This window comes from Thiocapsa rosea (assembly GCF_003634315.1).
GTDB lineage: Bacteria > Pseudomonadota > Gammaproteobacteria > Chromatiales > Chromatiaceae > Thiocapsa > Thiocapsa rosea.
The window spans coordinates 123,086-135,865 of record NZ_RBXL01000002.1; the positions used below are offsets into that span (position 1 = coordinate 123,086).

Sequence of the window (12,780 nt, forward strand, 5' to 3'; positions counted from 1 at the left end):
CTAATGTCTCTCCGTAACGATCGCACGAAACGCACTGGGGCTTCGGATGAGCATCACCGAAGGAGCAATACGAGCCCATCCCAGAATGGCAGCGGTTTGACGGTCGATCATGGATGGGCCGGAAGGAGTAAGGTGACTGTGCCAAGTGCCGAGGCAATACAAGCTGCCACCTGCACTCTCAGTGTAGTTCTGGATGGCCTGCGTCACGCCCGCGGTACCTAGGACGAATTGTCCGGGACTCTGAACACTGTCTGCTGGCGCTGGGATCGTTCCGGTCACGAAGAAACAACGAGCTGCTTCAGAAATTCTTCCCATGAGTATTCCACCGGTTTCAACATTCGGATGATCGGTGGCCTGGTCACTGATCGCTTGTGCCACAGTGGCAGCAATGCGAATACTCCATGGGCTCCCTTCGGCTTCAACCACCTTACAGGGATCGATGACATGTTCTTGCCAACTGACCTGGATCCCTTCCCGTAGCCCAATCCAAAGTCGACCTCCAGCACGAGGGAGACCGGTCTGCCTCAGGTCAGCGATTACCTGCACCATTGTCGAGGCAAATTGAGATACTTGCGCATCGGTCATGGTCATAGTGACCGAGTTGCAGCCTTGGCCAATGTCAACGCCCTCGTGGGCTGGGCGGTCAGGGAACACGGCGATCTTGAGGGTCTCATTCAACCGAGCTAGCTCGTAGAGGTCGCCCTCGATGTCTCCGATGTTTGGATTACCATCGGCAGATTCCACGGCCAGCGTACCCGCGGCACCGCGACCGTATAACCCTGCCTCCAGCACTGGAAGGTCAAAGTTACCAGGCGCGGCAAGAATCGCTTCGCGTGCAGCGAGAGACGCGGTTGTATTCACAAGGCCCCAAGCGCCCTTCGGTAACGCGGAACGGAGTGAGCGGGTATCAGCGAAGAGTTCGATTGCATCCTCAATGAGCGCCTTTGGTTTCTGGGCCAAGCATGCCAAGGCGCCTTGCATGGCCATGGCCTTCGGATTCATAACGGGAACATCAACATCCCCGGGAATGAGCGCGTGTCGTGCGGCGTTGTGAGGAGACAAATAGTCCTTGTCGATGACTGTGCTCGGCCCGTCGCCCATCCGTGCCATTGCGATGCCGATATGTGATCCAAGACTGCCGGCTCCTAGCAGGATCCAAGGTGCCGGGCTAAACGACTCCGATACGCCCGACAAACGCCTTAAGAGTTGCGGCGAGAGAGATTGGACATGGCTCGCGGCGGAGAGGGGTAGCGAATCGGAATCGGAAATAAAGTCTTGCACAGTGCCCTGAGCAACGTAGGGTATCAGCTCGATCGGGCTAGCGGTTCTGATAATGTTGATCGGCCGCACCGCTAAAAGAATCACCGGAAGTACGATTTGGTATTTCAGTCTTGCATTTACCCGCATGCGGGATCGGAGAAGATCCAGACCGTCCTTCAGGGCTTTGGCACTACCGTAATCCGACGCTCTTGCTGGGAGGTCGGCGAGCACAGAAGCGGTCTCCGGATGGTACTTGTCGGCCTTGACCAGTCCACCGTCGGGACGTTTCCCTGGAAGCACGATCAGGGCTAGCGTCTGACCCCTGATATATCCCGCATTAACCATGCGGTGGGCGAAGTATTTTGAGAATTCCGCCACGCCCGCTGAGGTCGGCTGTGAGTGCAAGGTCGCATAAATGCTGTTGCCGCCTTTCGACGGCACGAGGACGTACTCGCAACGAACGAAGCAAAATCGTTCTCGACCATCGACCCAACTTCGAAAGCAATCTGCATTGGCCGCAATCGCGTGTGGAACCTCATCGCGCCGGATGGGTTCCCATCCTTGTGCGGGGTCGATCAGTGTTCCGCTTGCGGCGTTGTCTAACCACACGGAAATCTGGTTGACGATGCCGACAAATCCGGCGACATGCATGTACTCGGACAACGATCCGTCGACAAGACACGGGACTGGCGGCTCCGTTGGTGAACCGGGGTTGATGTGTGGATGCGCACGGTTGAAGTCTGCTCGAAGGGAAATTCGGGGCGCCCGCACGGGAAAATCACGCCCGAAAGATAGTCGGACGGGCTCTAACGACAGCACGCCTGTAGGAGAGCATCCTTTCTCCAACCATCGAGAGGCCATGCTGACTCGAAAGTCGGCATTCACAAGGACTTCGGAGCCCGCAATATGCACGGTGACGCGCTCTACAGCCTCGTGCGCGCGCAGTGTTTCTACGGCGCGCGCGACAACCCCTGGAATTTGCTCATCCATGTGGCAAAGCCTGTCCTCCAACTGCGCCGCCTCCCGTGACTGCGACCCTCGATGACAACTGCGTTTCGAATCGCGGACCATCGCTGGAGATTATGTACTTTGAAGGCTTGGGTCCTGTGACTCGCTTGAACAGTCCACTGGCCTCTTTTGCGATGGCCTCGTACTCGCGCTTTGCGCGAATGCAGGGCGGATCGTTGTTGTCGTCCAAGATCTCCTTTGAACTTGACACGAGGTACGCGCCACCGCGTGCCTGCGAAAGCGCATTTCGAGCGTCGGGGGACACTTCCGCGTCGTCGCCGAGATCACTCCAGCTGTCGTAGGAGAGGGAGTGCCAAGAACAATGGTGAGGGGTGAGCAACAGATCGTAGTCAAGCCAATCGGGGCGATTCTTGTGCCGGGTCCAGAGCCGCTCCCAAATCGCTACTTCAGCATCGCCGCCTGTTAGGTAGCGGCAGGCATCTGCATTTCCTTCTGCCGAGAGTTTGAATCGAAGGACAACGCTGGAGTTATTCTTGGTGAGCAACTCCTCCTCGGCTTCGTCGTCAGATTTGGACATTGGTGCCAGCAGTCGAGCCGAGAAGCTGCTGTCCCTAACGCCGTCAACGCTGCGGAACTCTTGGTCTAGCGTGATGAGAATAGGTGTCAAGTCGTCGGTCTTCCCGTTCTCGTCAGCGCCGAGGATCAAGATTCTGTTCCCGCTGTTGACGGGCTTGTCGTCGCGGAAATACTGAACCCTTCGTTTGGCCTCGCTGTTCCAAGCTTTCGCATCGGCGCAAAGGGTGTGGCGCCGTGAAGCCCGGCGAAACACCATCGGGGAGGACCACATCTCACGGATGATGATCTTGTCGTCCCCGGCATGCTCTTCCGGTGGACCGAGGTGGAAGTGTCGCTCCAAGCCTCGGCAGTGGTCCTGGTCCGGATGGCTAAGGAGGAAGGCGTCTACGTAGTAGTTGCCGGTCTTCGGGTCCTTGTTCAGCCGTTCACGCAGCATTCTCGCGGCGTCTGGCGTTTCATCTTCGGGATCATCTGCTGCTTCCCTGATGTTGATGTCGATGAGAATCTTCCTGCCGCTGTCCAGCTCGAGCAGCGTCATGTCTCCGTTGTCGACAGGGAAATAGGTTACCGAAACCATCTGGTTTTGCCTCTAAGCGAAGAAATAAAGCGGGAGAACACAATTTGTCCATTTCATCGACGATCAAGGGGCACCGTATTGTGTTTTTTCGGCGCAGATGAACGCCAACGACCTGGGCAGCCCCATTGTCCGGACAGGCTCGTGATGCGTGCATCCGGGTGCGGCCTGGTGGAATCGGCAGCGTGTCCGTAAACGCTTCAATCAATTTGTCCGCTCTCTCGGGTAAGCCATCAGCGCCAACCTTGTCGTTAGCCCTTTGGGGGATGCGGATCGTTTCCGTGGCTGTCGCTGCTACCGATCCGTGTCTTTGTTGTGGATGCGCAACTCCGTCCCTTGGGTGCGACTCGTGGTTCGGCCTGCGTTGATTGCTTACTGCTTGGTCTCGTGGTGGCTGCTTGCGCGGTTGCTGCCGCCGCGCTTCACGGCCCAGCCCCCGTTAGGGCTCGGCACGACGTGGTGTGTTTTCGGACCGCGTGGCATCTGAACGAGCTCCTGTTTCAGGTAGTGGTACAAAAAGTTCGCCACTCCGAACATCCGAAAGATTAGCATTTGTTTTTCGGAAGTCAAGTGGCTATTGTTCAGACTACCGAACAATATTTCATGTTTGTCGTCAGAGGTCCGGGGGAATGGTCACCACACTGGGGGACAAGATTCGAAGCCTTCGCAAGGAGAAGAGATTGACCTTGGATCAGCTGGCAGAACTGACCGGCTCGAGCAAAAGCTACATCTGGGAGCTCGAGAACAAGACGCCACCAAGACCCTCAGCGGAGAAACTGTCCAGGATCGCCGAAAAGTTGGGCGTAACCATCGAATACCTGCTGGACAAGGAGGCGACGGTCAGCGAGGAGAACGCGGAAGACGCCGCTTTTTATCGGAAGTATCGCCGTATGGACCCTGCTACAAAGGCGAAGCTCCGCAGCTTGGTCGATATCTGGGAAGACGATGAGTGACGAGGCCCTCAGCCCTGAACGGTGGGCGTTCAAGCTGACCCACATCCTGAACGCGGTCCACGGCGATGGCCGAGACCGTTTCCCAGTAGATGTGAAGGCTGTAGCCAAGGAGATTTCCAATCAGCTTTTTCCGGACGATCCTGTAACCCGTGTCAAAGGGGCCTCGTTACCCGGATTTGAGGGATCGCTCCACAAGGCTCCGCCGGGTAAGAAAGGGTGGGGCATCTTTTATAACTCGGACATCACTTCTCCCGGCCGGATCAACTTCACGCTGGCGCACGAGTTTGGGCACTACCTGCTCCATCGCCTTGCGCATCCAGATGGAATCGATTGCAACGCGCGGGACATCGTACGCTGGGAATCGGAGTACCGGCAGATCGAGCATCAGGCGAATGTTTTTGCTGCCAACTTGTTGATGCCGCTCGACGATTTTAGACGGAGTATCGGCGACCAGGACAAGCCGGGGTTTGAAGAACTTGGCGAGTGTGCCAGAAGATACGAGGTTTCTCTGATCGCGGCCGCCCTGCGTTGGATTCAATACACGCGGCGGAGAGCAATGCTCGTTCTCTCACGGGATGAGTTCGTGTTGTGGGCACGGTCTAGCAAGCGCGCGTTTCGAACGCGCTTGTACATCAAGACAGCGGATCGTCCTCCTGTTCCTGTACCACCATCGGCGCTGGCTGCTCGCCAGCATGAGCTGGATGCGTGCAGAGGGTCCACGAGACATGCGCCAGGTGTCTGGTTTCCCGAAGACTGCGAGGAACTCGTTCTGTTTTCGGATCAGTACGACTTCACCATTTCATTGCTGCACTTCAGTGATACAGTGGACAGTCTTGAGCAGGACGAAGAAGCGGAAGAAGATGTTTCTGCTCGATATGACAAGTTACTCAATCGTTAGATGTGAGCGCCAGCAGGGTGGGGAAGCACCCAGAAGTTCACTCATGCAACGACTGGGGAGTCGCCGAGTGGAGATGAATCTCGGGAAAGTCCCCTGGACGAGCTGGTGATGCTGCACCACTTTGCATAACCGGCGAAATCGAATCCGCAGCTCGATGCTGTGTTTGCACGGTTTGCGGTGCAATGGAGGATCTCATGGTGTCGACTGATCTGCTTTCTGAACAGAAGTACGCGGAGCAGAATCGTGCGCGGATCATCCGTCGGTTGCCGCCAAAGTTGGTAGCGAAAGAGGAAGGTCTGCTGCCGATATTCCAGAAGAGCAAGCGTAAGCCATTGAGAAAGCTGGAACTACTCTTCGAGTTCATGGACGAACTCCACGGAGCCATCCGTCCATATCTGCCGTGCAAGAAAGGCTGTTCGTTATGTTGCCACAACCAGGCGATTGATGTCACGGAGTTGGAGATCGCGTTCATTGAACAGGAAACGCCACATCGCCGACAGGCTACGCTAGGCCCAACACCGGGCCCAAGACAGCCGTGTCCATTCCTCATGGAAAATGTTTGCTCGATCTACGAAGCAAGGCCGTTCCTGTGCCGGCGTCACACGGTTCTGACGCAGACATCTCACTGGTGTCATCCGGACAGGGCGAACGCCGAGGAATTTCCTCTCTTGGGCTTTACTGAGGTCGACAGAGCTATGGGACTGATCCTCTCGGAGAGCGGAAACGCGTCGCCGACTGATATCCGGGTGATCTTTGCTGCTTCGGGCGCGACCGGCAATTGACGGGGCGGTGCATTTCCGCGGGCGTTAAGCATCGACGCGCCCGGCGCAGGGCGACCTCTTCGATCTACGCGACGCCGGCATTGTAGGACCCGAGACCAGTGCTTCATGCTCGACCGCGGTTTGAGCTGACCCCCTTAGATCTTGTTCAGGGCCCAGGCATCGAGCAGGCTCATGCACCAGGCCAACGGCGCGCTCGCGCACTTCGGGTGAAACTCGATCCTGTCGTCGGTCCTCCATCCCCTCGTAAGTTGGATCCTCTGGAAAACCGGGGGCGGTTCAAAGGGCATGCAAGATGGTGTCCCGGTGCGTCCCGCATCTCACGGCGCCGGTGTTCTTGAGTCGTGCCGCAGACGCAGGCGTCACCGTGCTCGCTTGGGACCGAAATGTACCAATTTGGCGAGATGGCGGATTTCGATACGTCGGTAGGGCCTATTCCTATGTTGTGCCCGAACAGAAACCAACTTTCCTATTCTCAAACAGTCGGTTATAATATGTCCCCATGATCGAAGATCTCGCCGATTTTCGATCGAGAGGGACAGGTAAGGCCACAAGCTATTGATTTTACGATGACTCGGCAGCGATCTCGGCCTACTTTCGCCGGGGCGCGCCATGAGCCTTCATCAACTTCGTGATTCGAACCGCTATGCGCAACGTCATCGATCCGCAATTGAAACTCGGCGAGGAGGATATCGCCGCCATCGCGCTGGATCTGCGCTCGCGCGACGACATCCCGCAATTGCTGCGCGGACTGCAGCACATCTACACCCTCCCGCAACTGCGCGAACCCGTGTTCGCGATCCTCGCCGAGGTGCGCCCGCCGGGCGGCGGCGAGGACGGCAAGGCGCGCCCCGAGACCGGCCGACCCGGTCTGTCGCAGTGGGCGATCCTGGTGCTCGGGGTGCTGCGCTTGGGGCTCAATACCGACTACGATCGGATTCTCGAGCTGGCCAACCAGCACACCACCCTGCGCAAGATGCTCGGTCATGCCGACTGGGCCGACGACACGACCTACAGCCTGCAGACGCTCAAGGACAACCTGAGCCTGTTCACGCCCGAGCTGCTCGACCGCATCAACCAAGCGGTCGTGGATGCCGGCCATACGCTGGTCGAAACCCGTCCGGACGAGCCCCTCGCGGTGCGGTGTGACTCCTTCGTGGTCGAGACCCACGTGCATTACCCCACCGACATCAACCTGCTCTGCGACGCCGTGCGCAAGGCCATCGAAACCAGCGCCGGGCTGTGCGAGGACGCCGGCCTGAGCGATTGGCGGCAAAGCGCCTACAACGTGCGCTGCCTGAAGAAAGCCTATCGGCGGGCGCAAGCCCTCAAGCGCTCCACCGCGCAGGATCCGGACAAACGGGCCGCACGACGTGTCGAGATCGAAGCGGCCCATGCCGCCTATCTGGAGTTGGCCGGCGGCTTTCTGATGCGGGCGCGCGAGACGCGCATCCGCCTGCACCTGATCGCGGCGCTGCCGGACGTCCAGCTCGCGCCGCTGGATGCCTTCATCGCCCACGGCGAGCGGCAGATCGACCAGATCCGCCGCCGCGTGCTGTGCGGACAGACCATCCCGCATGCCGAGAAGGTCTTCTCGATCTTCCAGCCCCACACCGAGTGGATCAGCAAAGGCAAGGCCGGCGTGCCGGTGGAGCTGGGTCTGCGCGTGGCGATCGTCGAAGACCAGCACGGCTTCATCCTGCACCATCGGGTCATGGAGCGCATCACCGACGATCAGGTCGCCGTTCCCTTGGTGGAGGAGACCGTGGAGCGCTTCCCGACGGTCGCCAGCGCGAGCATGGACAAGGGCTTTCACAGCCCCGCCAACCAACGCGGGTTGGCCGAGGTGATCGACTTTCCGGTGCTGCCGAAGAAGGGCAAGTGCTCGGCGGTGGAGCGCGAACGCGAAGGCGATCCGCGCTTCATCCACCTGCGCCGGAAACACTCCGCCGTGGAGTCCGCCATCAACGCGCTGGAGGTCCACGGGCTCGACCGCTGTCGCGATCACGGGATCGACGGCTTCAAGCGCTATGTCGCCTTGGCAGTGGTGGCGCGCAACATCCAGCGCATCGGCGCGCTGCTGTTGGCGCGGGAGGCCGAGGACGCGCGACGCGAGCGGGAACGACAGCGCCGACGACGCGCGGCTTGACCCTGTCGATCGGGCCGGACGCCTCCTCCGACGGGAGTGGTGCGCCTGCCGCATGGTGGCGATGCGAGTCGTTCTCATTTAAGCGGCTTGATTGCGCGAATGGGCATCGAATGAGGCTCGATTGAATACACTCGCCCCCGGCCGCCATTCAGGACGGGGTGCGGGGACGGGAAAAAACGGGGTTTTCGGTCGAGCACTATGTTGGCGGTGCTGGATTTCTTAGGGGGCGGTGACCGGAACGAGACATTCAAGGGACGCTGATGAGTGTTTCCTCGGTGACGGCTATTGTTAAGGGTTATCAGATGCCTGCCGCCGCAGGATGACGGTGGAGGCTGGTACGGCATTGAAGCGGGCTAACGACTAAGACTCGGAGCGCGAGCGGCGGTAGGCGTCTGATAAGCCTCGAGGGAGGAAACCGCGGGAGGTTGGCTCCGGGCTATGGGGATTTGAGGGGCGCGGCCTCGGAGCGAGCGGTCCGGAAAGCGGATCGGGTCTGCGCGGGCGGGCTGGTCGAGTCTCCCCGGCGCGGGTCATGGCGCGAGCGTTGGCCATCGGCAGCTTGGCTGTCACCTTCGCTTTGTTCCTGATCGGGGCTTGAGGCACAGCCCGTCCGTGACCGGTGCCGAGCCGGCGCATCGGGCGCGGATGCAGCGCCGCCGTCGTGGGGTCGTGGGCGGGGCTCATGGCGAAGCACTGCGCGGTGAAGGGACGGCACGTGGGACTTGGCCTCGCATGAAGGTCTCGATGATACGCAGCGGGGCGCCACAACACGGACAGGGCCGGGCCGTGGTGGTGCTCGGATCCGACGACGCGGCCGGTTCCATCGCGACCGGGATGGCGAGGATCGGGTTGACCGGGGCGGTCAACAGCGCGCGGGCACGCTCCAAGTTCCGCACGCGTGCCGTATTGGCCAGCAGCCCGTAATGGCGAATGCGATGCAAGCCGCAGGGCAGGACGTGCAGCAGGAAGCGGCGCATGAACTCCTCCGGCGCAAGGGTCATGCGCTTGTGGCGGTGGCGCCCGCTGGTACGGTAGTCCTTCCAGGTAAAGGTAATGCCCTGCGCATCATCGGCGATCAGACGCGTGTTGGAGATCGCCACGCGGTGGGTATAGCGCGACAGATAGGCGAGCACCGCTTCGGGTCCGGCAAACGGTGCCTTGGCATAGACCACCCACTCCTGCCGGCGCAGCGGGGCCAGCCAGGCGGCGAAGGCCTCGGGCGCGGCCAGGTGCGCGTGCTCGCCGAAGAACGCCAAGTCTCCGGCCTGCTGTGCAGCACCGAGCTGTTCGAGGAAGCGCCGACGAAACAACCGCGAGAGCACGCGCACGGGCAGAAAGAATCCGGGGCGACAGGCCACCCAGCGTTCGCCGTCGGGCGAAAGACCACCCCCGGTGACGATACAGTGCACGTGCGGGTGATGCGTCATCGCCGAGCCCCAAGTATGGAGCACGGCGGTCAAGCCGATGCGGGCACCGAGGTGCTTGGGATCCGCGGCGATACTCAGCAACGTCTCGGCGGCGACCTGCATGAGCAGGCCGTAAACGACGCGCTTGTTGTCATAGGCGATGTCGGCAATCGGCGCCGGCAGGGTGAAGACCACATGGTAGTACTCCACGGGCAATAGATCGGCCTCGCGGGCGGCCAGCCACTGCTGCGCCGCCGCGCCTTGACACTTCGGGCAGTGACGGTTGCGGCAGGAGTTGTAGGCGATTTGGATGTGCCCGCAGGCGTCGCACTGCTCCACATGACCGCCGAGCAGCGGCGTGCGCGGGTCAGGCGGGCGCCGGGTTGCCCCCGCCCAAGCGCTCCAGCGGACCGGTGACCTCGCGCAAGGTGCGGGTCGCCACCTGGCTGTAGAGCGCGGTGTTCTCGAGCTTGCGGTGCCCGAGCAGGACCTGGATCACCCGGATGTCGACCTTCTGCTCCAGCAGATGCGTCGCGAAGCTGTGCCTGAGCGTGTGCAGAGAGACCCGCTTGGTGATCCCCGCCTCGTCGGCCGCGGCATGACAGGCCCGATTGAGCTGACGGGTCGACATCGGATCCACCGGGTTTTGCCCCGGGAACAGCCATCCGCCCGGCAGCATCCTGCCCCGAGCATGTCCTTCGCGCCACCATGCCCGCAATACCTCCAACAAGGTCGGGGAGAGCATCGCATAGCGATCCCGGTGCCCCTTGCCTTGCTCCACCCGGATGCTCATGCGCTCGCTGTCGATGTCGCCGACCTTCAGCGACACCACCTCCGAGGCACGCAGCCCTGCGCCATAGGCGACCGAGAGGGCCGCGCGGTACTTCAGCCCCGGCGCCGCCTCCAGCAACCGGGTGACCTCCTCGACGCTGAGAATCACCGGCAGCGTGCGTGGCTGGTGGACATGCGCCACCTTCGCCATCACCGCGACGCGATCGAGCGTGATGTCGAAGAAGAACCGCAGACCCGTCAAGGCGGCGTTGATCGAGATCGCCGAAACCCCCCGGTCGGCCAGGTGCAGCTGGTAGCGACGCACGTCCTCCGCCGTGGCGTTCGCCGGGGAGCGCTCGAGAAAGACGTTGAAGTCACGCACGGCTCGCAGATATCCGGCCTGCGTCTTCTCGCCGAGCTTGCGCATGCGCATGTCTTCGAGCATGCGCTGACGCAACGGGCTGATGGGATTCGGTGTGGCGGACATGGCGGTGCTCCTGTCTGGAGGTTGAGGTTGACTGCACCTCCAACCTCTAGACCGCAAGCCGCTGGTCCGCCGCCTTTTTGCTCCAAGATCCGATCCCCGCTCCCCTACCGCGCGAGCGGTTTAGTCCTCTGGGGCAAAGTGATCGGTCGGCTAGCTCGGCTCGGTGGCCGGTCCGGGTCGAGAACGGGCCCTTCCGCCGCCTCTCGGCCAGAGGTGCTGCAGTACGGATAGATCGGCAGAAGTCAGATGAGCGAATCTTAGAAATCCGTGACGAGATGATGTTGGAAACAACACGGGTCATCTCAGCCGCTCTCGGGCGGCGGACTGGTCTACCCTCCAAGGTACCCATGTCCGCTGTCCGGGGTACCTCGTGTCTCTTTCGCTCCTGCGTTTGCTCCCTGCCCTCCTCGTCCTGACCCTCCCGTTCTTCCCTCCAGCCCATGCCTACACCCTCAACGGCAAAGTCGTTCGAATTCTCGACGGCGATACCGTCGAGGTGCTCGATGCCAACCAGCGCACCCACCGAGTGCGCCTCGCCGGTATCGATGCCCCCGAGAGCAAGCAACCCTTCGGGGCCAAGGCCAAGCGGGTGCTCTCTGAGCTAGTCGGCGGCGAGACCCTGACCGTCGTTTGGCACAAGCGCGATCGCTACGATCGACTGGTCGGTAAGCTCATGCTCGACGGGGCCGACGTGAACCTGGCCCTGGTGCGAGCCGGCTACGCTTGGTGGTATCGCTCTTACGCGGGCGAGCAATCCCCGAGCGACCGCCGTCTCTACGAGGCGGCCGAGAAGGCGGCGCGAAGGGATGGGGTCGGACTCTGGGCCGACCCGAGGCCGATCGCGCCCTGGGATTGGCGCGGCGGCGGGAACGCGGTGCCCCCAAAGCCGAGCTCGGGCGCTTGTCCGTGCGATTCCGGGCGGCTCTGCACGGGGCCGAAGGGCGGGATTTACTGCGTGCGGGAGAGCGGGTCGAAGAAGTATTTCCCGCGGGATTGATCGGGGTGGCACGGTTGATTGCCGATCCAGCCGTCATCATGCCCTAGGTCGCCGGGCGCTCCGCTCCGGTGACCGTCTCGATCAACCACATTCCTCGAGGACATCCGAGCATGCAGATCGCACTCTTCGGCGCGACCGGTGGAACCGGCCGACAGGTTCTGGAGCAGGCTCTCGCGGCGGGGCACACCCTGACGGCACTGGTGCGCGACCCCGCCAAGATCGAGGCGCGCAGCGGGGTGAGCCTCATCCAGGGTGATGTGCTCGATGAGGAGGCGACCAGCCGTTGTGTTCAGGGATCGGATGCCGTGATCTGCGTACTGGGCTCCGGGGTCGGAGCCGAACCGGTCGAGGCGCAGGGTACGCAACGTATCATCGAGGCCATGCAGACCCACGGTGTGCGTCGGCTCGTTGCCGTGACCTCGCTCGGGGTCGGCGACAGTCGCGAGCAGGTCAGTGCGCAGTTTCAGCAGGCCATGGACACGGTGTTGAAACCCATCATCGCGGCCAAGACGGAACAGGAACGCCTCATTCGGGCGAGCGGCCTGGACTGGACCATTGTGCGTCCCGGCGGGCTCGGTGACGGACCGTGCACCGGCGACTATCTCAGCGGCACTGACCCTTCCCTGATGGCCGGTCTCGTCAGCCGGGCGGACGTGGCCGACTTCGTCCTGCGCCAGCTGTCGGACACGATCTACCTGCACCAATGCCCGGCGGTGACTTGAGCCGGCTGGATCGGTTCGGTTCGGGACGGTGACGTGACGCGGGACGGCCAGATGGATGGATCGATTCGCCGCATTTCGTGCGGTGATCGAGGCGGCTATTCACCGCAAGGACGGCGATCCCGACACGATGGCGGGATGATTTCATGTGTGCGGTACCGACCGTCGCACTCGCGACGGGCACGCATCGCCGCGTCGGGAGGCGGTCGGTGGCAAGATGCCGAGACCACCCCTGAACCGAG

General features: G+C 61.5%; 10 protein-coding genes and 1 pseudogene. 6 read left to right on the top strand and 5 right to left on the bottom strand.

Annotation, left to right across the window (positions count from 1 at the left end; genetic code table 11):
- The 3 genes from BDD21_RS26840 to BDD21_RS29350 all read right to left on the bottom strand — a co-directional run bounded on the left by BDD21_RS26840 (position 1) and on the right by BDD21_RS29350 (position 3,931).
- Positions 1-2,250 carry an anti-phage 6A-MBL system cap2_3 protein gene (locus tag BDD21_RS26840; protein WP_170164972.1) on the bottom strand — a complete coding sequence of 750 codons (2,250 nt, stop codon included), beginning with the start codon at positions 2,248-2,250 and terminating at the stop codon, positions 1-3.
- Complete coding sequence (locus BDD21_RS26845; protein WP_120800259.1) at positions 2,243-3,343, bottom strand: anti-phage 6A-MBL system MBL-fold protein; 1,101 nt, start codon at positions 3,341-3,343, stop codon at positions 2,243-2,245. Before BDD21_RS26845 ends, BDD21_RS26840 begins: the two co-directional genes overlap by 8 nt.
- A 408-nt stretch (positions 3,344-3,751) precedes the next feature.
- Positions 3,752-3,931 carry a DUF2188 domain-containing protein gene (locus BDD21_RS29350; RefSeq protein ID WP_425470288.1) on the bottom strand — a complete coding sequence of 60 codons (180 nt, stop codon included), beginning with the start codon at positions 3,929-3,931 and terminating at the stop codon, positions 3,752-3,754.
- 77 nt (positions 3,932-4,008) lie between these two features.
- On the opposite strand from BDD21_RS29350, the gene BDD21_RS26855 reads away from it, so the two are divergent.
- The 4 genes from BDD21_RS26855 to BDD21_RS26870 all read left to right on the top strand — a co-directional run bounded on the left by BDD21_RS26855 (position 4,009) and on the right by BDD21_RS26870 (position 8,158).
- A complete protein-coding gene (locus tag BDD21_RS26855; RefSeq protein ID WP_120800260.1) occupies positions 4,009-4,332 on the top strand; it encodes a helix-turn-helix domain-containing protein in 324 nt (107 codons plus the stop codon).
- Complete coding sequence (locus BDD21_RS26860; RefSeq protein ID WP_120800261.1) at positions 4,325-5,230, top strand: ImmA/IrrE family metallo-endopeptidase; 906 nt, start codon at positions 4,325-4,327, stop codon at positions 5,228-5,230. Before BDD21_RS26855 ends, BDD21_RS26860 begins: the two co-directional genes overlap by 8 nt.
- A gap of 182 nt (positions 5,231-5,412) precedes the next feature.
- Positions 5,413-6,012 (top strand): YkgJ family cysteine cluster protein, encoded by a 600-nt coding sequence (locus BDD21_RS26865; protein ID WP_120800262.1) that lies wholly within the window; start codon positions 5,413-5,415, stop codon positions 6,010-6,012.
- Between the two features lie 643 nt (positions 6,013-6,655).
- Positions 6,656-8,158: an ISNCY family transposase gene (locus BDD21_RS26870; protein WP_170164973.1), complete on the top strand. Its 1,503-nt coding sequence runs from the start codon at positions 6,656-6,658 to the stop codon at positions 8,156-8,158.
- 680 nt (positions 8,159-8,838) lie between these two features.
- On the opposite strand, the pseudogene BDD21_RS26875 reads toward BDD21_RS26870, so the two are convergent.
- Together BDD21_RS26875 and BDD21_RS26880 are read right to left on the bottom strand one after the other, a co-directional pair.
- Positions 8,839-9,927, bottom strand: a pseudogene (locus tag BDD21_RS26875) (IS91 family transposase); the annotation flags it as partial.
- 4 nt (positions 9,928-9,931) lie between these two features.
- Complete coding sequence (locus BDD21_RS26880; RefSeq protein WP_120800230.1) at positions 9,932-10,822, bottom strand: tyrosine-type recombinase/integrase; 891 nt, start codon at positions 10,820-10,822, stop codon at positions 9,932-9,934.
- Between the two features lie 370 nt (positions 10,823-11,192).
- Between BDD21_RS26880 and BDD21_RS26885 the strand changes: the two genes are divergently transcribed.
- Complete coding sequence (locus BDD21_RS26885; RefSeq protein ID WP_211335242.1) at positions 11,193-11,819, top strand: thermonuclease family protein; 627 nt, start codon at positions 11,193-11,195, stop codon at positions 11,817-11,819.
- A 110-nt stretch (positions 11,820-11,929) separates the two neighbouring features.
- Complete coding sequence (locus tag BDD21_RS26890; RefSeq protein ID WP_120800264.1) at positions 11,930-12,541, top strand: NAD(P)-dependent oxidoreductase; 612 nt, start codon at positions 11,930-11,932, stop codon at positions 12,539-12,541.
- Positions 12,542-12,780: the final 239 nt, after the last annotated feature.